General features: G+C 65.7%; 19 protein-coding genes. 9 read left to right on the top strand and 10 right to left on the bottom strand.

Annotated elements, in window-relative coordinates:
• The first annotated feature begins 3 nt into the window (after positions 1 to 3).
• From QCE69_RS01865 to aroG, 3 genes are all read left to right on the top strand, one after another.
• The gene (locus QCE69_RS01865; protein ID WP_309913825.1) at positions 4 to 834 is read left to right on the top strand and encodes a carbon-nitrogen hydrolase family protein; all 831 of its coding nucleotides are present in this window, start codon (positions 4 to 6) and stop codon (positions 832 to 834) included.
• Between the two features lie 129 nt (positions 835 to 963).
• On the top strand, positions 964 to 2,430 hold the full coding sequence (gene tldD, locus QCE69_RS01860) for a metalloprotease TldD (protein ID WP_309807256.1): 1,467 nt from the start codon (positions 964 to 966) through the stop codon (positions 2,428 to 2,430).
• Between the two features lie 343 nt (positions 2,431 to 2,773).
• Positions 2,774 to 3,847 carry a 3-deoxy-7-phosphoheptulonate synthase AroG gene (gene aroG, locus QCE69_RS01855; protein ID WP_309913821.1) on the top strand — a complete coding sequence of 358 codons (1,074 nt, stop codon included), beginning with the start codon at positions 2,774 to 2,776 and terminating at the stop codon, positions 3,845 to 3,847.
• A gap of 11 nt (positions 3,848 to 3,858) precedes the next feature.
• Here the strand turns inward: aroG and QCE69_RS01850 are convergent, their stop codons facing one another.
• The 4 genes from QCE69_RS01850 to QCE69_RS01835 form a co-directional block, all read right to left on the bottom strand.
• Positions 3,859 to 4,116, bottom strand: a complete 258-nt coding sequence (locus QCE69_RS01850; protein WP_309929160.1) for a hypothetical protein — start codon at positions 4,114 to 4,116, stop codon at positions 3,859 to 3,861.
• A 47-nt stretch (positions 4,117 to 4,163) separates the two neighbouring features.
• Positions 4,164 to 4,478, bottom strand: a complete 315-nt coding sequence (locus tag QCE69_RS01845) for a hypothetical protein (RefSeq protein WP_309913816.1) — start codon at positions 4,476 to 4,478, stop codon at positions 4,164 to 4,166.
• A complete protein-coding gene (locus QCE69_RS01840) occupies positions 4,475 to 4,825 on the bottom strand; it encodes a hypothetical protein (protein WP_309929157.1) in 351 nt (116 codons plus the stop codon). Before QCE69_RS01840 ends, QCE69_RS01845 begins: the two co-directional genes overlap by 4 nt.
• Before the next feature lie 106 nt (positions 4,826 to 4,931).
• Positions 4,932 to 5,495 carry a cob(I)yrinic acid a,c-diamide adenosyltransferase gene (locus QCE69_RS01835; protein ID WP_309929156.1) on the bottom strand — a complete coding sequence of 188 codons (564 nt, stop codon included), beginning with the start codon at positions 5,493 to 5,495 and terminating at the stop codon, positions 4,932 to 4,934.
• Positions 5,496 to 5,776: 281 nt separating this feature from the next.
• Between QCE69_RS01835 and QCE69_RS01830 the strand changes: the two genes are divergently transcribed.
• The 6 genes from QCE69_RS01830 (at position 5,777) to proC (ending at position 12,929) form a co-directional block, all read left to right on the top strand.
• Entirely contained in the window at positions 5,777 to 7,195 is a 1,419-nt protein-coding gene (locus tag QCE69_RS01830; RefSeq protein WP_309913809.1) for an FAD-linked oxidase C-terminal domain-containing protein, read from the top strand.
• 92 nt (positions 7,196 to 7,287) lie between these two features.
• The gene (locus tag QCE69_RS01825) at positions 7,288 to 8,832 is read left to right on the top strand and encodes an FAD-linked oxidase C-terminal domain-containing protein (RefSeq protein ID WP_309913806.1); all 1,545 of its coding nucleotides are present in this window, start codon (positions 7,288 to 7,290) and stop codon (positions 8,830 to 8,832) included.
• Between the two features lie 174 nt (positions 8,833 to 9,006).
• Positions 9,007 to 10,095 (top strand): glycolate oxidase subunit GlcE, encoded by a 1,089-nt coding sequence (gene glcE, locus QCE69_RS01820; protein ID WP_309929155.1) that lies wholly within the window; start codon positions 9,007 to 9,009, stop codon positions 10,093 to 10,095.
• A 30-nt stretch (positions 10,096 to 10,125) separates the two neighbouring features.
• Positions 10,126 to 11,352 carry a glycolate oxidase subunit GlcF gene (gene glcF, locus QCE69_RS01815; protein ID WP_309913800.1) on the top strand — a complete coding sequence of 409 codons (1,227 nt, stop codon included), beginning with the start codon at positions 10,126 to 10,128 and terminating at the stop codon, positions 11,350 to 11,352.
• A gap of 55 nt (positions 11,353 to 11,407) precedes the next feature.
• Positions 11,408 to 12,103 (top strand): YggS family pyridoxal phosphate-dependent enzyme, encoded by a 696-nt coding sequence (locus tag QCE69_RS01810; RefSeq protein ID WP_309929153.1) that lies wholly within the window; start codon positions 11,408 to 11,410, stop codon positions 12,101 to 12,103.
• Between the two features lie 13 nt (positions 12,104 to 12,116).
• Positions 12,117 to 12,929, top strand: coding sequence for a pyrroline-5-carboxylate reductase (gene proC, locus QCE69_RS01805; RefSeq protein WP_309929151.1), 813 nt, complete (start codon positions 12,117 to 12,119; stop codon positions 12,927 to 12,929).
• Positions 12,930 to 12,987: 58 nt separating this feature from the next.
• Here proC and ubiA read toward each other — a convergent pair whose 3' ends face one another.
• The 6 genes from ubiA to recG form a co-directional block, all read right to left on the bottom strand.
• Complete coding sequence (gene ubiA / locus QCE69_RS01800; RefSeq protein ID WP_309929147.1) at positions 12,988 to 13,845, bottom strand: 4-hydroxybenzoate octaprenyltransferase; 858 nt, start codon at positions 13,843 to 13,845, stop codon at positions 12,988 to 12,990.
• A gap of 130 nt (positions 13,846 to 13,975) precedes the next feature.
• Positions 13,976 to 14,464, bottom strand: a complete 489-nt coding sequence (locus tag QCE69_RS01795) for a Dps family protein (protein WP_309807246.1) — start codon at positions 14,462 to 14,464, stop codon at positions 13,976 to 13,978.
• A 134-nt stretch (positions 14,465 to 14,598) separates the two neighbouring features.
• Complete coding sequence (locus QCE69_RS01790) at positions 14,599 to 14,751, bottom strand: hypothetical protein (protein ID WP_309807245.1); 153 nt, start codon at positions 14,749 to 14,751, stop codon at positions 14,599 to 14,601.
• A gap of 33 nt (positions 14,752 to 14,784) precedes the next feature.
• A complete protein-coding gene (locus tag QCE69_RS01785) occupies positions 14,785 to 16,257 on the bottom strand; it encodes a catalase (protein WP_309929145.1) in 1,473 nt (490 codons plus the stop codon).
• Positions 16,258 to 16,584: 327 nt separating this feature from the next.
• Positions 16,585 to 17,544: a LysR substrate-binding domain-containing protein gene (locus QCE69_RS01780; RefSeq protein WP_309929143.1), complete on the bottom strand. Its 960-nt coding sequence runs from the start codon at positions 17,542 to 17,544 to the stop codon at positions 16,585 to 16,587.
• Positions 17,545 to 17,690: 146 nt separating this feature from the next.
• Positions 17,691 to 19,892, bottom strand: a complete 2,202-nt coding sequence (recG, locus tag QCE69_RS01775; RefSeq protein ID WP_309929139.1) for an ATP-dependent DNA helicase RecG — start codon at positions 19,890 to 19,892, stop codon at positions 17,691 to 17,693.
• Between the last annotated feature and the right edge of the window lie 57 nt (positions 19,893 to 19,949).

Here is a 19,949-nt window from a genome sequence, read left to right as displayed (position 1 = left end):
GACATGAGCGAAACATCGAGCGAAGGCGCGGCCCCGTTCCAGGTCGCCGCGCTGCAGATGGTCAGCACGCCGGACCGCGAGCGCAATCTGGCCGCCGCCGGACAACTCATCGCAGAAGCCGCCCGCCGTGGCGCGCAACTGGTTCTGCTGCCCGAGTACTTCTGCTTCATGGGCTTCAAGGACACGGACAAGCTCGCCATCCGCGAGCAACCCGGCAGCGGTCCCATCCAGCAGTTTCTGGCCGACTCGGCGCGCGAGCATCGCGTGTGGATCATCGGCGGGACGTTGCCGCTGCAATCGCCGGAAACGGAACGCGTGCTCAACACGACACTCGTCTTCGATCCGCACGGCAAGCAGGTCGCGCGCTATGACAAGATTCATCTGTTCAATTTCGAGAAGGGCGAGGAATCGTTCGACGAAGCGCGCACCATCTGTCCCGGCAGCGAGGTGCGCACGTTCGAGGCGCCGTTCGGACGCGTCGGCTTGTCGGTGTGCTACGACCTGCGTTTTCCGGAGCTGTACCGGGAACTCGGCGACTGCGCGCTGATGGTCGTGCCCTCGGCCTTCACCTGGACCACCGGCAAGGCACACTGGGAAACGCTGCTGAAGGCGCGCGCCGTCGAAAATCAATGCTACGTGCTGGCCGCGGCGCAAGGCGGCACGCACGAGAACGGCCGCCGCACCTGGGGTCACAGCATGCTGATCGACCCGTGGGGCGAGATCGTCGACGTGAAGGATGAAGGACCGGGCGTCGTGCTCGGCGGCATCGACGCGCAGCGCATCGCTGCCGTGCGGCAGAGTCTGCCGGCGTACCGGCACCGCGTGCTCGCGTAGAAGACTTGAAGATGCGGGTTTCTCCCCGCACATGAATTGACGGAATCAGACCTTAGAATAGTCTTGGATTCGTCTGAATTATCACCGAACGCGTCGCGACCGACGCAACAGGCACCGAACAGGCACCGCATGAACATCATCGAACCCGGCATTCGCAACCTGGTCACGGCAAAAGACGTTTTGCTCACGCCGTACGGCCTCGACGAAGGGCTGATCACCCGCACGCTCGCGGAAATCTTCGAGCATCGCATCGATTACGCCGACCTCTATTTCCAGTCCACGCGCAGCGAAGCGTGGAGCCTGGAGGAAGGCATCGTCAAATCCGGCAGTTTCAGCATCGATCAGGGCGTCGGCGTGCGCGCCGTCTCCGGTGAACGCACCGCCTTCGCCTACTCCGACGATCTCTCGGCCGACTCCATCCGCCAGGCGGCCATCGCGACCCGCGCGATCGCGAAAGCCGGCGGCGGCAAGCACAAGATCAAGTCGGCCAGCGCGCTGACGGGCGTCTCCGGCCGCGATCTGTACCTGCCCGCCGATCCGCTGCACTCGCTCGAGGCGCATGCCAAGGTCAAGCTGCTGGAGCGCGTCGAGCAGATGGCGCGCAGCAAGGACCCGCGCATCACGCAGGTGATGGCGGGCATGGCCGGGGAATACGATGTCGTGCTGGTCGCGCGCAGCGACGGCGCGCTCGCCGCCGACGTGCGCCCGCTGGTGCGTGTCTCGGTGACGGTGATCGCCGAACAGAACGGCCGCCGCGAGATCGGCACGGGCGGCGGCGGCGGACGCTTCGACTACGGCTATTTCACGGACGCTGTGCTGCAAAAATACGTCGATGACGCCGTGCATGCCGCGCTCGTGAACCTGGAAGCGCGCCCCGCTCCGGCCGGCGCGATGACCGTCGTGCTCGGACCGGGCTGGCCGGGCGTGCTGCTGCACGAGGCGATCGGCCATGGCCTGGAAGGCGACTTCAACCGCAAGGGCTCGTCGGCGTTTGCGGGACGGATCGGCGAACAGGTTGCGGCGAAGGGCGTCACCGTGGTCGACGACGGCACGCTGCCGAACCGGCGCGGCTCGCTCAACATCGACGACGAAGGCAATCCGACCCAGTGCACGACGCTGATCGAGGACGGCATCCTCAAGGGCTACATTCAGGACTCGCTCAACGCGCGCCTGATGAAGATGCCCGTGACCGGCAACGCGCGCCGCGAATCCTACGCCGCGCTGCCGATGCCGCGCATGACCAACACCTACATGCTCAACGGCGACAAGGATCCGCAGGAGATCATCGGGTCCGTGAAGAACGGGCTGTACGCGGTGAATTTCGGCGGCGGCCAGGTCGACATCACCAACGGCAAGTTCGTGTTCTCGGCCTCCGAGGCGTACATGATCGAGAACGGCAAGGTCACGTATCCGGTGAAGGGCGCGACGCTGATCGGCAGCGGCCCGGAATCGCTCAAGTACGTAACGATGATCGGCAACGACATGTCGCTCGACAGCGGCGTCGGCGTGTGCGGCAAGGAAGGCCAGAGCGTGCCGGTGGGCGTCGGCCAGCCGACGCTGCGCATCGAGAAGATGACCGTCGGCGGCACCGTCTGATTTTGCGAAGAACGTGCGGGAATTCCGCTTCGGTCAAGCTCGAAACATGCGCTCCGACTGATAATGATGCGGATTTTCCGCGTTCTTCCGCATTCAGGCTTGCCAGCTTCGCGTCTCAGAGGTTATAAACGCAGACACCACAGTTTCGCCCGTCCTGATTCCGCCATGTCCGCCAAGTTTTATTTTTATTTCTTTTGGCATCTCAAGCCGCTGGCGGATGGAGAGGGGTGAGTACCGGTTGAACAAACCAAATTCCCGAAAAACCGCCAGCGAGTCTGGCGGTTTTTTTTTCGCCTTGCCGCCTTGCCGAATAGCGCTGGAACTGTCCTGTTGGAGAAACGAAATGCCCCCGCACAATACCGATGACGTCCGCATCCGTGAATTGAAAGAGCTGACCCCGCCCGCGCATCTGATCCGCGAATTCCCCTGCGCCGAACCGGTTTCTGAACTCATCTACAACGCGCGGCAGTCGATGCACCGCATTCTCCACGGCATGGATGACCGGTTGATCGTCATCATCGGGCCGTGCTCCATTCATGATCCGAAGGCGGCGATCGAGTACGCCGGACGCCTCATCGAGCAGCGCAAGCGCTTCGCGGGCGAACTGGAAATCGTCATGCGCGTGTATTTCGAGAAACCGCGCACGACGGTGGGCTGGAAGGGGCTCATCAACGACCCGTACATGGACAACAGCTTCAAGATCAACGACGGCCTGCGCGCCGCGCGCGAGCTGCTGATGCACATCAACGAGCTCGGGCTGCCCGCCGGCACGGAATACCTCGACATGATCAGCCCGCAGTACATCGCGGACCTGATTTCCTGGGGCGCGATCGGCGCGCGGACCACGGAATCGCAAGTGCATCGCGAGCTGGCTTCGGGGCTGTCCTGCCCGGTGGGCTTCAAGAACGGCACGGACGGCAATGTGAAGATCGCCGTCGATGCAATCAAGGCGGCGTCGCAGCCGCACCATTTCCTGTCGGTGACAAAGGGCGGTCATTCGGCGATCGTCTCCACCGCCGGCAACGAGGACTGCCACATCATCCTGCGCGGCGGCAAGACGCCAAACTACGACGCGGCGAGCGTCGATGCCGCCTGCAGCGACATCGGCAAGGCGGGTCTGGCGGCGCGTCTGATGGTCGATGCGAGCCACGCGAACAGCTCGAAGAAGCATGAGAACCAGATTCCGGTGTGCGCGGACATCGGGCGTCAGCTGGCAGCGGGCGATGAACGGATCGTCGGCGTGATGGTGGAATCGCATCTGGTCGCCGGGCGGCAGGATCTGAAGGAAGGGTGCGAGCTGACTTACGGGCAGAGCGTCACCGATGCGTGCATCGGGTGGGACGAGAGTGTTGGGGTGCTTGAGGGGCTGGCGGAATCGGTCAAGCTGCGTCGGGTGGCGCGCGGTGGGGGGAATTAAGGGCGGAGGGTTTAGCGTTTATCGCGGACCTGGTCGAGCTCGCGCGCAGCCGCAGCGGCATACTGCTCGTCCTCGCCCGCGAGTTCGCCCTTCGAGCGCAATCCCTCGAAGATGTCCTGGCTCCGGCGCAGCCAGACCGCCCGCTGCTCCGCCGTCTGCCCGGTGATCGTACCGAGCCGCAAAAGCGTGATGGCGAGGTCGGTGCGCCATTCGGCATTGGTCGGATCGCTTCGAAGCAGTGCCTCTGAGCCGTGCATCGAATCGGTCAACGACACCTGTGCGAGTGCGCTGTTACCGTTCGCTTCGTGTGCGAATCCTACTTTTCTCTGACTGAGCGGACGTCGTCGACCTGCCGTCCGAGTTCGGCGATGGCTTCGTCCTGGCCGCGCTGCCGTTTCCTGGTCTGAGCACTGGATGTCACCAGGCGCGCGACGATCACTCTCACTTGCGGATCGGCGGGATTGATGGTGACGATGTTGCGGTCGCCGAGAATGTTCAGGGCCACGCCCCCGGGCCCCGCACGGGCGACCTGCCCGGGCGAAGTCTGCTCTTCCGCGGCCCGGGCGTCTTCCGCAAGTCCTGCGAACAATCCGAGGCAGCCCACCGCGAGCCATGACCCGATCGGCTTCATGGCCGTGTGCCGCCTATCGTGACCTGATTGCCCGTTCCCAGAACATTGGCCGCAACGCCGCCGCTTCCCGCCATCGCGTTCTGACTCGGCGCCGCCTGACTTTCGGATGAAGTGTGCTGAACGGGCGCTGCGGGAGCAGCGGCCGCAGGAGCGTCGTTGCGGCCCGACGCATGATCGTTGCGCCCGATGAACCCCGCGCTGGCAAGCAGCGCAATCGCTGCGGCCACTCCGGCGCCGAGAAAGCGCAGGGTCTTCTGATTGCCCGGCAGGCCGAGCCAGGTCCAGACGCGACCCCAAAGTGACGCCGAGCGCGGCGGCTGCACGGCATTCCCCTTTTTGGAACCCATGTCGCCTCCCCCGCCGAACCCTACGAAGCTTTCAATATAGGTCGCATTTGGCCGGAGGAACCGCCAGATTCAGCGTCCAGACGGTCTGGATTAAGGCGGCGACGGGCTAGTCGCGTGGATTGTGCTCCCTCTTCCACAACACATCCGTCCCACCATCCACCCGATTCATCACCCTCGCCAGCACGAACAACAAATCCGACAACCGGTTCACATACCGTCTCGGCGCGTCATTCACCGCCGCGCTTTCCACCCGCCCCAACGCGACGATCGCCCGTTCCGCCCGCCGGCACACGGTCCGCGCGACATGCGTCACCGCCGCCGCCCGCGACCCGCCCGGCAAAATGAATTCCTTCAACGGCGGCAGCGTGGCGTTGTACTCGGCGAGCCACCCATCGAGTTGCGCCAGATGCGCCTCCTCGATCATCGCGTGCCCCGGAATGGACAGCTCGCCTCCAAGATCGAACAAATCGTTCTGGATCCGCGTCAGCGCATCGCGCACGTCGGTGGGCATCGGCTCGCACAGCAGAACGCCGAGCGTCGAATTCAGTTCGTCGATGTCGCCGATCGCCGCAATGCGCGCATCGTCCTTCGACACGCGGCGGCCATCGCCCAGACCCGTGGTGCCGTCGTCACCGGTGCGCGTCGCGATCTTGCTCAAACGATTTCCCATCATCTGCTCCTGAAGCCCCGAAAGCCTGCCGGCCCATTATAGGCACGCAAGGGCGCGCTCCCGGACCGCCGACTCGCCCCGTCGAGCCGCGCCCCAAAAGCGTAAAATGAAACAAACAGGGCGCATGGCCGCACCGAATAGCACGGCCATCCGCGCAGAGCCCTGCCGGCCGCATCGGACCGTCGAGCGAAAAAAGCGAAAAACGCAACGTCCGTACCCAGCGCGCCGGAGACACACCGAACCTACCGCACGACAACGCACGCCGCCCGGAGACCCCGCCCGTGAACCATCCCAACGAACCCCACGTCTTCCAGAAGCGCCCCTTCCCCGCCGCGCTGCTCGACGCCCTGCAACAGCAATTCGCTGAACGCGTCTCCATCGCCCAGGCCGTGCGCGAACATCACGGCCGCGACGAATCGCCGTTCGATCCGCAACTCCCCGACGCCGTCGTCTTCGCGCGCAGCACCGAGGAAGTGCAGTCCATCGTCAAACTCTGCGCGCAGCACGACGTGCCGGTCATCCCCTACGGCAACGGCTCGTCGCTCGAAGGCCATCTGCTCGCGGTCCAGGGCGGCGTCAGCATCGACCTGTCCGAGATGAACCAGGTCGTCTCCATCAACGCCGAAGACCTCACCGTCACGGTCCAGCCCGGCATCTCGCGCAAGCAGCTGAACGAAGCATTGCGCGACACCGGCCTGTTCTTTCCGATCGATCCCGGCGCGGACGCCAGCATCGGCGGCATGACCGCGACGCGCGCCTCCGGCACCAACGCCGTCCGCTACGGCACGATGCGCGAGAACGTCCTCGGCCTCACGGTCGTCACCGCGGACGGCCGCGTCGTCAAGACCGGCACGCGCGCCCGCAAATCGTCTGCGGGATACGACCTCACGCGACTTTTCGTCGGCTCCGAAGGCACGCTCGGCGTGATCACCGAAATCACCGTGCGGCTCTATCCGCAGCCCGAAGCCATCTCGGCCGCCGTGTGCGCGTTTCCGTCGATCGGCAATGCCGTGCGCGCCGTCATCGAGACCATCCAGATGGGCGTGCCGATTGCCCGCGTCGAATTCGTCGACACGCTCGCCGTGCGCGCCATCAACCGTCACTCGAACCTGACCTTGCGCGAAGCCCCGATGCTGTTCTTCGAGTTCCACGGCACCGAATCCGGCGTGCAGGAACAGGCGCGCACCGTGCAGGACATCGTCGCGGAACATGGCGGCGAAGACTTCGAATGGGCAACGCGCCCCGAGGACCGCAGCCGGCTCTGGAACGCCCGCCACAGCGCCTACTTCGCGATGCTGCAACTCAAGCCGGGCTGCCGCGCCGTCACCACCGACGTCTGCGTGCCCATCTCCCGTCTCGCCGAATGCGTCGACGAAACCGAACAGGACCTGATCGCCTCGACCTTGCCGTGCCCGATCGTCGGCCACGTCGGCGACGGCAACTTCCACGTCGCGATGCTGCTCGACCCGGACAAGCCCGAAGAACTGGAGGAAGCCGAACGCATCAACCACCGGATCGTCGGCCGCGCGCTGAAGATGGGCGGCACCTGCACCGGCGAGCACGGCGTCGGGCTGCACAAGATGGGCTTCATGCTGGAGGAACACGGCGCGGAAGCCATCGGCGTGATGCGTGCGATCAAACAGGCGCTCGATCCCAAAAACCTGATGAATCCGGGGAAAATCTTCACTTTCGAAGGCTGACGAAGTCGCGCAAGATGCACGGATGACCTGAGCGCACGCCAAACGGCGCTCACGAAAGCGCACTCACAGCGCAGGCATCACAAGGAGGAGACATGAACGCCCCCGACGAGCTCAAGCCCGGGCACGTGGCGCCGGATCTGCCGCACGAAGACGCGCCCGAGCTCACCGAAGACCAACTCGCCGCGCGTCAGCGTGAAGTGGTGCAGGCGCTGATGGCCGTGCTCCCCACGCATTGCCTGCTGTTCCGCGACGAGGACACCGCCGCGTACGAATGCGACGGCCTCGCCGCCTACCGGCGCCTGCCGCTCGCCGTCGCGCTGCCGGAAACCGAAGCGCAGGTGCAGCGCGTAGTGCAGATCTGCAACCGCCTCGCCATTCCGATCGTGCCGCGCGGCGCGGGCACCGGCCTCTCCGGCGGCGCCATGCCGATCCGCCACGGCATCGTGCTGTCGCTGGCGCGCTTTCGCAAGATCGTCGAAGTGGATCCGTATGCGCGCACCGCCACGGTCCAGCCGGGCGTGCGCAATCTCGCCATCTCCGAAGCCGCCGCGCCTTACGGGCTCTACTACGCGCCGGATCCGTCGTCGCAGATCGCCTGCACCATCGGCGGCAACGTGTCCGAGAATTCCGGCGGCGTGCATTGCCTGAAATACGGCCTGACCGTGCATAACGTGCTGCGCGTGCGCGCCGTGACCATGGACGGCGATGTCGTCGAGTTCGGCTCGCTCGGGCCGGACGCGCCGGGCCTCGATCTGCTCGCGGTGCTGATCGGCAGCGAAGGCATGTTCGCGATCGTTACCGAGATCACGGTCAAGCTGATTCCGAAGCCGCAGACCGCGCAGGTCATCATGGCCAGCTTCGATGATGTCGTGAAAGGCGGCGATGCGGTCGCGGCGATCATCGCCGCCGGCATCATCCCGGCCGGCCTTGAAATGATGGACAAACCCGCGACGCGCGCCGTCGAGCAGTTCGTCAACGCGGGCTACGACCTCGACGCCGCCGCCATCCTGCTGTGCGAGTCCGACGGCACGCACGACGAAGTCGCCGAGGAAATCGTGCGCATGACGGCCGTGCTGCGCGAACACGGCGCCTCGCGCATCCAGATCTCGCGCTCCGAAGCCGAACGGCTCAAGTTCTGGTCGGGCCGCAAGAACGCGTTCCCGGCCGCGGGCCGCATCTCGCCCGACTACTACTGCATGGACGGCACCGTGCCGCGCCGCTCCATCGGGCCCTTGCTGAGACGCATCGAGGAGATGGAGAAGAAGTACGCGCTGCGCTGCATCAACGTGTTCCACGCCGGCGACGGCAACATGCATCCGCTGATTCTCTTCAACGGCAACGACCTCGACGAATGGCATCGCGCCGAGGCCTTCGGCTCCGACATTCTCGAATGCTGCGTCGAGCTGGGCGGCACGGTGACGGGCGAACATGGCGTGGGCATCGAGAAGATCAATTCGATGTGCGTGCAGTTTTCGCCCGAAGAGCGCGACGCCTTCTTCGCCGTGAAGCGCGCCTTCGACCCGCCCGGCCTGCTCAATCCCGACAAGGGCATCCCGACGCGCACGCGCTGCGCCGAGTACGGCAAGATGCACGTGCGCGGCGGCCTGCTGCCGCATCCCGAACTCGAGCGCTTCTGAAGCGCCGGCATCCACTCTCCCGCGCGCCGCGTGTGCGGCGCGCGTTCCGCTATCCATGTTTCTCCGAGTGCGGCGGCGTTAAGCGGCCGGTACAATCGACCGGACAGCCGTCAGAAGTCAGCACACTGAATCAGACAAGTCGAATCACGACATCGACGCTCAGACGGAACACTCATGGAACAGGACGACATCGTCGCCGGCTGGTCGGAACGGATCGCCCGGGCCACCGCCAACGGCACGCCGCTGCGCATCCGCGGCGGCGGCACGAAGGACTGGTACGGCCAGACGCTCCAGGGAGAGATCCTCGACTCGCGCGCGTATCGCGGCATCATCGCCTACGATCCGGCTGAACTCGTCATCACCGCGCGCGCCGGGACGCCGCTCGTCGAGGTCGAAACGGCGCTGCGCGAACACGGCCAGATGCTGCCGTTCGAACCCCCCCACTTCGGCCGCAATGCAACGCTCGGCGGCTGCATCGCCGCGGGACTTGCCGGCCCGCGCCGCGCCTGGACCGGCGCACCGCGCGACTTCGTGCTGGGCGCCGTCGTGATGAACGGCCACGGCCAGGCACTGCGCTTCGGCGGTCAGGTGGTCAAGAACGTCGCGGGCTACGACGTCGCGCGGCTTCTCGCCGGTTCGCTCGGCACGCTCGGCCTGATCCTCGAACTCTCCATCAAGGTATTGCCGCGCCCCGTTGCCGAAGCCACGCTCAAGTTCGACATGCACGCCACCGACGGCGTGCGCAAGCTCAACGAATGGGGCGGCCATGCGCTGCCGATCTGCGGCAGCGCATGGCGCGACGGCACGCTCGCGCTGCGTCTCGCCGGCGCGGAAGCGGCCGTGAAGACCGCCCGCACCGCGCTCGGCGGCGAAGTGGTCGACGCGGTCGAAGCGGACCGCTTCTGGATCGGCATGCGCGAGCAGACGGATCCGTTCTTCGCGGTGATCGAGCCGCGTTCGGCGCTGTGGCGGCTCGCGTTGCCGTCGATCGCGGAGCCGCTGCACCTGCCGGGCGCGCAGCTGATGGAATGGGGCGGCGCGCAGCGCTGGTGGATCACCGACACCGATCCGCAAACCGTGCGCATCAGCGCCAAGCAGGCCGGCGGCCACGCCACGATCTTTCGGGCGGGCTCCGCTTATGACCGCAACGCGGGTGTGTTCACGCCGCTTCCCGCGCCGCTGATGAAGATTCATCGCGGGCTGAAGGCGGCTTTCGATCCGGCGCGCATCTTCAATCGCGCGCGGCTGTATCCCGATTTCTAGACGCATCGCTGGCCGAACCGGAACTGAACGATGCAAACCAATCTCGCCGAATTCATCCGCGGCACCGCTGACGGCGACGAAGCCGACGCCATCCTGCGCAAGTGCGTGCATTGCGGCTTCTGCACGGCGACCTGTCCGACCTATCAAGTGCTCGGCGACGAACTCGACGGACCGCGCGGGCGCATCTATCTGATGAAGCAGATGTTCGAAGGCGCGCCGGTCACGCGCAGCACGCAACTGCATCTGGACCGCTGCCTCACGTGCCGCAACTGCGAAAGCACGTGCCCGTCGGGCGTGCAGTACGGGCGGCTGGTCGAGATTGGCCGCAAGGTGGTGGAGGAGAAAGTCGAGCGGCCCGTTCGGCAGCGCTTGCAACGGCGCCTGCTCGCGAGTTTCCTGCCCAACAGCACGCTGTTCACGCCGGCCATGAAGCTGGGCCAGCAGTTCCGCGGGCTGCTGCCGCGCTCGCTGCGCGCGAAGATTCCGGTGCCCGAGCGGCCGCTCGCCGCGCCCACGCGCAAGCACGAACGCAAGATGCTGATGCTGTCCGGCTGCGTGCAGCCCGCGATGATGCCGAACGTGAACACGGCCACGGCGCGCGTGTTCGATGCACTGGGCATCGAGATCGTGACCGCGCCCAATGCGGGCTGCTGCGGCGCGATTCGCCTGCATCTGGGCTACAACGACGACGCGCTCGACGACGTGCGCAACAACATCGACGCGTGGTGGCCGTACGTGGAAGACGGCGTCGAGGCGATCATCATGAACGCCTCCGGTTGCGGCGCGACGGTGAAGGAATATGCGCACCTGCTGCGCCACGATCCGAAGTACGCGGAGAAGGCGCGGCGCATCGTCGACATGACGCGCGACCTGGCCGAGATCCTGCCGATCTACGAGGAAGAACTCGTCGCGCTGGCGCGGCGGCGCAGCGTGCATACGGTGGCGTTTCATCCGCCTTGCACGTTGCAGCATGGCCAGCAGATCCGCGGGCATGTCGAGCAATTGCTGACCTCGCTCGGGCTCGACGTGCGCCTGCCCGCCGACGCTCATCTGTGCTGCGGATCGGCGGGGACCTACTCGGTGCTGCAGCCGAAGCTCTCCTATACGCTGCGCAACCAGAAGCTCGACCGGCTCGAAAAGCTCGAGCCGCAGCTGATCGTGTCGGCGAATGTCGGCTGCATCGCGCATCTGCAGAGCGGCACGTCCACGCCCGTCACGCACTGGATCCAGCTGGTGGAGCATCTGATCTACGGATGAGCCGTTCGTATAATGACGCGTCGCTCGTCAAGCCCTCTCAAGGCCGTTTTCAAGCATGTCCATCGCTCAACATCTCGAAGAAGTCCGGCAGCGCATCGCCCAGGCCGCGCATGACGCAGCGCGCGATGCGTCGTCGGTCGCGCTGCTCGCCGTCACCAAGACCTTCCCTGCCGCCGACGTGCGCGCCGCCTTTGAAGCCGGCCAGCGCGCCTTCGGCGAGAACTACGTGCAGGAAGGCATCGGCAAGATCGCGGAACTCGCGGATCTGCGCCGCGACATCGAATGGCATTTCATCGGGCCGCTGCAATCGAACAAGACGCGGGTGGTCGCCGAGCAGTTCGACTGGGTGCATTCCGTCGACCGTCTGAAGATTGCCGAGCGCCTCGCCACGCAACGTCCTGAAGGCACGGCCGCGCTCAATGTCTGCATCCAGGTGAACGTCAGCGGCGAAGCCTCGAAGAGCGGTGTCGAGCCGCACGAGGCCGCCGCGCTCGCGCATGCGGTCGCGGCGCTGCCCGGCCTGCGGCTGCGTGGCCTGATGGCGATTCCCGAAGCCGCCGCAACACTCGACGCGCAACGCCGGCCGCTCGCGCGTTTGCGCGAACTGATGGCCGCCTTGCGCGCCGACGGCCTCGCGCTCGACACGCTCTCGATGGGCATGTCCGCCGATCTCGAAGCCGCCGTGCTCGAAGGCGCGACCATGGTGCGCATCGGCACCGCGATCTTCGGCAGGCGCACCACCCCTCACTGACTCTTCTCTCATCATGAAAATCGCATTCATCGGCGGCGGCAACATGGCCGCGGCGCTCATCGGCGGATTGATCAAGCGCGGCACGGCGCCCGCCGACATCTTTGCCATCGACATCAACGACGAAGCCCGCGCGCGCACCGCGAAGCAGTTCGGCGTGGCGACCGGCGCCGCCATCGACGGGCAGCTCGCCGGCTTCGACGCCATCGTGCTCGCCGTGAAGCCGCAAGTCCTCAAGAGCGTGGGTGAAGCGCTCGCGCCGCATCTGTCAAAGCAAACCGTCATCAGCATCGCTGCAGGCATCCGGGCGACGGACCTGTCGCGCTGGCTCAACGGCTACACGCAGATCGTGCGCACGATGCCGAACACGCCCGCGCTGATCGGCATGGGCGTCACGGGTCTGGCCGCGCTGCCGGGCGTGAGCGAGGCCGCGAAGGCGCTGGCCTCACAAGTGCTCGAAGCGGTCGGCACGGCGGTCTGGTTCGACGACGAAGCGCAACTCGACGCCGTCACCGCGATCTCGGGCAGCGGCCCGGCCTACGTGTTCTATTTCATCGAAGCGATGCAGGAAGCAGCGCGCCGCCTCGGCCTCGACGATGAAAAAGGCCGCGCGCTCGCCGTCGCCACCTTCACGGGCGCGGCGCAACTGGCGGCGCAATCGGGGGAACCGGCCAGCGTGCTGCGCGAACGCGTGACCTCGAAGGGCGGCACGACGGCGGCGGCGCTCGCGTCGTTCGACGCGCAGGGCGTGAAGGAAGCGATCGTGCGCGGCGCGCTGGCCGCCGAGGCACGTGCGAAGGAAATGGGCGGCGAACTGGGCGCGGCCTGAGGCTGCACGCTTCAATCCGCCCGATGTGACAACGGCAGCCAAGGCTGCCGTTTTTCATTTACGTCATCGCGTAATGCAGCGCGATGCCCGCGAACAACATCCCGCCGAGCCAGTTGTTGTGCTTGAACGCCGCGAAGCACGCCATGCGCTCGCGGTTGCGGATCAGGCCGTAGTGATAGACGGCGCAGGCCGCCGCCGCCAGCCAGCCGAGCCAGTAGAGCCAGCCGAAGCCGAGCGCCACGCCGATGCCCACATAGATCGCCAGCGTGGCCGCATAGCACAGCATGACCGCGGCCACATCGAAGCGGCCGAAGGTGAGCGCGGAGGTGCGGATGCCGATCTTGATGTCGTCGTCGCGATCCACCATCGCGTATTCGGTGTCGTAGGCCACCGACCAGAACACGTTGGCGGCGAGCATGATCCACGCGAGCATCGGCACGTGGTTCTGCACGGCGGCAAAGGCCATCGGAATGCCGAAGCCGAACGCGATACCGAGATATGCCTGCGGAATCGCGAAGAACCGCTTGGTGAACGGATAGCTGCCCGCGACGAACAGCGCGAACACCGACAGTTCCTTGGTGAGCGTATTGAGCGGCAGGATTAGCAGGAAGGCGACGAGCGCGAGCGCCGCCGCCAGCGCCACCGCTTCCCACGCCTTGACCTTGCCCGACGTGATTGGACGCTCGGCAGTGCGCTTCACGTGGCGGTCGAAGTCGCGGTCGGCATAGTCGTTGATTGCGCAGCCCGCCGAGCGCATCAGGATCGTACCGACGATGAAGATGACGAGGAGCATCGGCTGCGGCTTGCCGTCCGATGCGATCCACAGCGCGTTGAGCGTCGGCCACAGCAGCAGCAGGCTGCCGATGGGCTTGTCGAGGCGCACGAGGCGCATGAAGAGCGGAAGTCGGGCGAACATGGCGGAAGTCGGGACAGGAGATACGGCAAGCGCGATGCGGCTATTTTAGAGCAGCGCGTTCGAACCCCTCCAAAAGCACAAACCCCGCACGAGAGCGGGGTTTGCGTGATGTCGAAGCGTGCTTCGACGCTCAGGCGAGCATCGCGCGCAGCATCCACGCCGTCTTTTCGTGCGTCTGCATGCGTTGCGTGAGCAGGTCGGCGGTCGGCTCGTCGTTGGCGGCTTCCGTTGCCGGGAAGATCTCGCGCGCCGTGCGCACCACCGCTTCCTGGCCTTCCACCAGCTGGCGGATCATCTCTTCCGCCGCCGGCACGCCATCCGCTTCCGGAATCGACGACAGCTTCGCGAAGTCCTTGTAGCTGCCCGGCGCATGCACGCCCAGCGCCCGGATGCGTTCCGCGATCGAATCGACGGCCAGCGCGAGTTCGTTGTATTGCGTCTCGAACATCAGGTGCAGCGTGTTGAACATCGGACCCGTGACGTTCCAGTGGAAGTTATGGGTCTTCAGGTACAGCGTGTAGGTATCGGCCAGCAGACGGGACAGGCCGTCGGCAATCTTCTTGCGGTCCTTGTCGCTGATGCCGATGTTGACGGCAGGTGCAGTGCCTTTCTTCGCCATGATGACTCCGTGAGAGCGTGGTTCGAACGGTGCGGACTCCGGGCATCGGCCTGAATACCCGGCGTCGCGAGCGCTCGACAGTTTAGCGTAGAAATGGGGAGCGCTTCATGACGCGTGATGCGCTTCCCGCCTTCTCATGCTGCGGCAATCCCGCTTGCCACGACGACGCCATACGCCGCCGCGACCATCCCGAACGCCAGCGCGACACGCACGCCGCGCGAGGCGTTCACGCTGACGGCTTCGATGTGATCGACCGCCTGGGCGATGTGGTTCAACGCTTGAGACATGATGAGTTCTCCCGGTATTGCTAACTACCGCTGTCAGACGGCGGCTTCGTCCGTCACATCGAGGGTCTGGCCGAGTTGCGCCAGCGCGGCGACGACACCCTCCGCGTATGCCGGATCGATACGGCGGAAATGCTCGATCTGGCGCGTGACGATATCGTTCGGCACGCCATGAATGTGCCGCGCGATGTTGCCGAAGAAGCGTTCGCGCTGCGCGTCATCGAAGAGGGCGAACAGCGCCGCCGGCTGGCTGTAGTAGTCATCGTCCTGCCGATGGTCGTAGCGGTACACCGTGCCGCCCGCGAGCGGCGGCTCGTTCGCCGCGACATCCTGCGCGAATTCGCCATAGCGGTTCGGCTCGTAGTTCACGCGGCCGCCGAGGTTGCCGTCGGTGCGCATCGCGCCATCGCGATGAAACGACTGGCCAACCGGCGCGCGCGGCGCATTCACCGGCACCTGATGATGATTGATGCCGAGGCGATAACGCTGCGCATCGCCGTACGAAAACAGACGCCCCTGCAACAGCCGGTCAGGCGAGAAGCCGATCCCCGGCACCACATTGGCCGGCGTGAAGGCCGCCTGCTCCACGTCCGCGAAGTAGTTCTGCGCGTTGCGGTTCAGCTCGAGCGTGCCGACATCGATCAGCGGATAGTCCTTGTGCGGCCACACCTTGGTGATGTCGAACGGATTCATGCGCGATTCGGCCGCCTGCTTTTCCGTCATCACCTGGATGCGGAAATTCCAGCGCGGGAAACGGCCTTCATCGATGCTCTGCACCAGATCGCGCTGCGCGCTCTCGCGATCCTGCGCGATCACGGCCGCGGCTTGCGCGTCAGTGTAGTTCTCGATCGGCTGCTGCGACTTGAAGTGGAACTTGACGTAGAAGCGCTCGCCGTCCGCGTTGATGAAGGAGAACGTGTGCGACCCGAAGCCATGCATCTGGCGATAGTTCTTCGGAATGCCGCGGTCGCTCATGAGGATCGTCACCTGATGCAGCGACTCCGGATGACGCGACCAGAAGTCCCACGCGGCCACGTTGCTGCGCATGTTGGTGTACGGGTCGCGCTTCTGCGTATGGATGAAGTCGGGGAACTTGAGCGGATCGCGGATGAAGAACACCGGCGTGTTGTTGCCGACCACGTCCCAGTTGCCTTCCTCGGTATAGAACTTGATCGAGAAGCCGCGCACGTCGCGCTCGGCGTCCGCCGCGCCGCGTTCGCCGGCAACCGTCGAGAAGCGCATGAAGACCGGCGTTTCCTTGCCGACTTCCGAGAACACTTTGGCCTTCGTATAGCGCGAGATGTCGTGCGTCACGCGGAACGTGCCGAACGCGCCCGAACCCTTCGCATGCACGCGGCGCTCGGGAATCACTTCGCGGTCGAAGTGCGCGAGCTTTTCGACGAGCCAGAAGTCCTGCAGCGTCACCGGACCGCGCGGACCGGCGGTCTGCGCATTCTGGTTGTCGCCGACGGGCGCGCCTGCGGCGGTCGTGAGTCGTTGGGTCGTCATCGTGGTGTTCCTTATCGTGGTTCGAATGGGATCGGTCGGCCGGGCTCTGACTCAGGCAGCGGCGCGGGCGAAGTCGGCGAGTACGCTGACTGCAACGCGGCGCCAGGACTCGAAGCGCGCGTTGAAGGTGAATGTGCGGGGCATCAACTTCCTCCGGTTCGGGCGTCCACCGTTGTTGGGGACCGATGGAAGGAGCTTATCGAATGCTATCGATATTTATAAGTTGATTAATTTTATCTATCTGATAGGCGCAGTTCGGCCGCCCCAATGACAACGCGCCGCGTCCTTTCGGAACGCGGCGCGTCAGAGGCAGCAGGCGTCTGCGGCCTAGTTGACCGCCACCGGCATGTCGAGCTTCCTCACGCCGGGCAGGTCGCACGCCGCGATGGCGTCGGAAATGGCGTCGATGGCCGGCAGCCGCGTAAAGCTCTTGCGCCAGGCCAGCACGACGCGGCGGTCGGGCACGGGTTCGTCGAAGGGCACGTAGCTCAGCAGCCCCGAGTCGATGCCCGCCGCATGCGGCTTGACCTCGCTCACCGACATGCGCGGCAGCACCGTGATGCCCACGCCGCTCGCCACCATATGGCGGATGGTTTCCAGCGAGGATCCCTCGAAGGTCTTCTGGATGCCGTCGGCGTTCTGCGAGAAGCGCATCAGCTCCGGACACACGCCGAGCACGTGATCGCGGAAACAATGGCCGCTGCCCAGCAGCAGCATGGTTTCCTGCTTGAGATCGTCGGCATCGATCTTCGCGCGGTTTTCCCACGCGTGACCCGACGGCATGGCGACCACGAACGGCTCGTCGTACAGCGCGCGCACCATGAGGCCGGTCTCAGGGAACGGCAGCGCCATGATCGCGACATCGATTTCGCCCTGCTTCAGGAGCTCGATCAGCTTGAGCGTGTAGTTTTCCTGGAGCATCAGCGGCATTTGCGGAACCGCCTTGATCATCTGCTTGACCAGCGTCGGCAACAGATACGGCCCGATGGTGTAGATCACGCCCAGGCGCAGCGGCCCGACCAGCGGATCCTTGCCCTGCTTGGCGATTTCCTTGATGGCGAGCGTCTGTTCGAGCACGCGCTGCGCCTGCGTCACGATCTGCTCGCCGATGGGCGTCACGCTGACTTCGCTCGTGCCGCGCTCGAAGATCTGCACATTCAGTTCGTCTTCGAGCTTCTTGATTGCCACCGACAGCGTCGGCTGGCTGACGAAGCACGCCTCTGCCGCGCGGCCAAAATGCCGTTCGCGCGCGACCGCGACGATGTACTTCAGTTCAGTGAGCGTCATTGGGGGCCAATGGAAGACATTGATTCAATAGGTTTGAGTTATACACCTGCCGGCGCCGATTCGACAACCTTTGCTGGTTCGCCGCTCAGATGCGGCTAAATAGGGACCGACATGGCGCCGGCGAGTTCACGTTCATGTCTTATAAATCACGCCTTCAGATACTGTTCGCGCACGCCGAGCCAGCGGGCGAGATGGCGCGTGACGGCATCGGGGAAGGTCGCGAGCATCGCGTCGGCGGCCTCACGGGCGGGTTCGATCAGCCAGCCGTCGTTTTCCAGGCTCGCGAAACGCAGCATCGCCTCGCCCGACTGCCGCGCGCCGAGGAACTCGCCCGGCCCGCGAATCTCAAGGTCGCGCCGCGCGATCTCGAAGCCGTCGGTGGTTTCGCGCATCGTCGCGAGGCGCGCGCGGGCGGTCTGCGAGAGCGGATTGGCGTACATCAGCACGCACACGGACGCGGTGCTGCCCCGGCCGACGCGCCCGCGCAGCTGATGCAACTGCGCCAGCCCGAAGCGCTCGGCGTGCTCGATCACCATCAGCGACGCGTTCGGCACGTCGACGCCCACTTCGATCACCGTCGTCGCGACCAGCAACTGCACTTCATTGCGCGCGAACGCGTCCATCACCGCCGCTTTCTCGGCGGGCGCGAGCCGGCCATGCACAAGTCCCACGCGCAGTTCCGGCAGCGCGGCCACCAGCGTCTCGAAGGTTTCGACGGCGGTCTGCAACTGCAAGGTCTCGCTTTCCTCGATCAGCGGACAGACCCAGTACACCTGCCGTCCGGTCAGCGCCGCTTCGCGCACCCGGCCGATGATCTCGTCGCGACGGCCATCGGACACGATCCTGGTCAGGATCGGCGTGCGGCCGGGCGGCAGTTCGTCGATGGTGGAGACGTCGAGGTCGGCGTAATAGGTCATCGCGAGCGTGCGCGGGATCGGCGTGGCGGACATCATCAGCTGGTGCGGCTGGAAGTCGCGCGCGCCGTCCGCCGCGTTCTGCGCCTTGGCGCGCAATGCGAGCCGCTGCGCCACGCCGAAGCGATGCTGTTCGTCGACGATCACGAGCCCGAGCCGAGCGAATTCCACCGCGTCCTGGATGATCGCGTGCGTGCCGATCACCAGTTGCGCCGTGCCGAGCGCCGCCGCTTCGAGTGCCGCGCGTTTGTCCTTCGCCTTGAGACTGCCAGCGAGCCACGCGACCGACACGCCGAGTGGCTCCAGCCAGCCGCGCAGCTTGCGCGCGTGCTGCTCCGCGAGGATTTCGGTGGGCGCCATGAGCGCGGCCTGATAACCGGCGTCGATGGCCTGCGCCGCCGCGAGCGCCGCGACGATCGTCTTGCCGCTGCCGACATCGCCCTGCAGGAGACGCTGCATCGGATGCGGCAGGGTCAGCTCCGTGGCGATTTCCGCGACCACGCGCTGCTGCGCGCCGGTCAGCGCGAACGGCAGCGCCTGCAACAGGCGCGTGACGAGCGACGCTGCGTCGGCGGGCGCGCGGCGCGGCATGGCGGGCGCGGAGCGGCGGCGGCGTTCCTCGTGCGCGCGCTTGAGCGACAGTTGCTGCGCGAGCAGTTCCTCGAACTTGATGCGGGTCCAGGCGGGATGGGTGCCGTCGATCAGCGCGGTCTCGTCGGAATCCGCGCGCGGGTGATGCAACGTCTTCACGGCATCGAGCAGGCCGGGCACGTTGAGCGGCGCGAGATGCGCGCGCGCAATCGGCTCCGGCAGCAGTTCCGGCAGCGACACGCGCCCGAGCGCGGAATCGATGGCCTTGCGCAAATAGCCCTGCGAGATGCCCGCCGTCGACGGATACACCGGCGTCAGCGCCTGCGGCAGCGGCGTGTCTTCATCCACCGGGCGCACCGTGGGATGCACCATCTCCATGCCGAAGAAGCCGCCGCGCACGTCGCCACGCACCCGCAGACGCACGCCGATGGCCATCTGCTTGACCTGCGAGCCGTAGAAGTTGAGGAAGCGCAGCGTGAGTTCGTCGCCGGCGTCGTCGTGGATTTTCACGAGCAACTGGCGGCGCGGACGGTAGGCGATCTCGTTGTCGAACACGACGCCTTCGGTCTGCGCGTTGTCGCCGGGAATCAGTTCGCCGACGGGCGTGAGCGAGGTTTCGTCCTCGTAGCGCATCGGCAGGTGCAGCACGAGGTCGATGTCGGACTTCAGGCCGAGCTTGGCGAGCTTGTCCGCGGTCTTGACGACGGTCTTCGGCTTCTCGTCGGCCTTGGCCTTCGGCTCCGCCTTGGCCCGCTTGCGCGCCGGCGCGACGGCGTGCGGCGCCTCGCCGTCCTCCACGGACAGCGGATCGGTCGAGGTGACGCGGCGGTCGGACAAGGGCATCTAATCTCTTCGCAAGTACAATATGAGGTTTGTTCGGCGCGCTTTTGCCGCGTTCGT

The sequence above is a fragment of the Caballeronia sp. LZ032 genome, from assembly GCF_031451315.1.
Lineage (GTDB): Bacteria > Pseudomonadota > Gammaproteobacteria > Burkholderiales > Burkholderiaceae > Caballeronia.
The sequence above is the reverse complement of the archived record's forward strand: the minus strand, read 5'-3'. Positions and strand labels throughout refer to the sequence as shown.

Excerpts from the sequence above, each read along its gene's own strand:
- QCE69_RS01865 (WP_309913825.1), top strand. The coding sequence starts at position 4 with ATGAGCGAAACATCGAGCGAAGGCGCGGCCCCGTTCCAGGTCGCCGCG.
- tldD (WP_309807256.1), top strand. The coding sequence starts at position 964 with ATGAACATCATCGAACCCGGCATTCGCAACCTGGTCACGGCAAAAGAC.
- aroG (WP_309913821.1), top strand. The coding sequence starts at position 2,774 with ATGCCCCCGCACAATACCGATGACGTCCGCATCCGTGAATTGAAAGAG.
- QCE69_RS01845 (WP_309913816.1), bottom strand. The coding sequence starts at position 4,478 with ATGAAGCCGATCGGGTCATGGCTCGCGGTGGGCTGCCTCGGATTGTTC.
- QCE69_RS01840 (WP_309929157.1), bottom strand. The coding sequence starts at position 4,825 with ATGGGTTCCAAAAAGGGGAATGCCGTGCAGCCGCCGCGCTCGGCGTCA.
- QCE69_RS01835 (WP_309929156.1), bottom strand. The coding sequence starts at position 5,495 with ATGGGAAATCGTTTGAGCAAGATCGCGACGCGCACCGGTGACGACGGC.
- QCE69_RS01825 (WP_309913806.1), top strand. The coding sequence starts at position 7,288 with ATGAACGCCCCCGACGAGCTCAAGCCCGGGCACGTGGCGCCGGATCTG.
- glcE (WP_309929155.1), top strand. The coding sequence starts at position 9,007 with ATGGAACAGGACGACATCGTCGCCGGCTGGTCGGAACGGATCGCCCGG.
- glcF (WP_309913800.1), top strand. The coding sequence starts at position 10,126 with ATGCAAACCAATCTCGCCGAATTCATCCGCGGCACCGCTGACGGCGAC.
- QCE69_RS01810 (WP_309929153.1), top strand. The coding sequence starts at position 11,408 with ATGTCCATCGCTCAACATCTCGAAGAAGTCCGGCAGCGCATCGCCCAG.
- proC (WP_309929151.1), top strand. The coding sequence starts at position 12,117 with ATGAAAATCGCATTCATCGGCGGCGGCAACATGGCCGCGGCGCTCATC.
- ubiA (WP_309929147.1), bottom strand. The coding sequence starts at position 13,845 with ATGTTCGCCCGACTTCCGCTCTTCATGCGCCTCGTGCGCCTCGACAAG.
- QCE69_RS01795 (WP_309807246.1), bottom strand. The coding sequence starts at position 14,464 with ATGGCGAAGAAAGGCACTGCACCTGCCGTCAACATCGGCATCAGCGAC.
- QCE69_RS01790 (WP_309807245.1), bottom strand. The coding sequence starts at position 14,751 with ATGTCTCAAGCGTTGAACCACATCGCCCAGGCGGTCGATCACATCGAA.
- QCE69_RS01785 (WP_309929145.1), bottom strand. The coding sequence starts at position 16,257 with ATGACGACCCAACGACTCACGACCGCCGCAGGCGCGCCCGTCGGCGAC.
- QCE69_RS01780 (WP_309929143.1), bottom strand. The coding sequence starts at position 17,544 with ATGACGCTCACTGAACTGAAGTACATCGTCGCGGTCGCGCGCGAACGG.
- recG (WP_309929139.1), bottom strand. The coding sequence starts at position 19,892 with ATGCCCTTGTCCGACCGCCGCGTCACCTCGACCGATCCGCTGTCCGTG.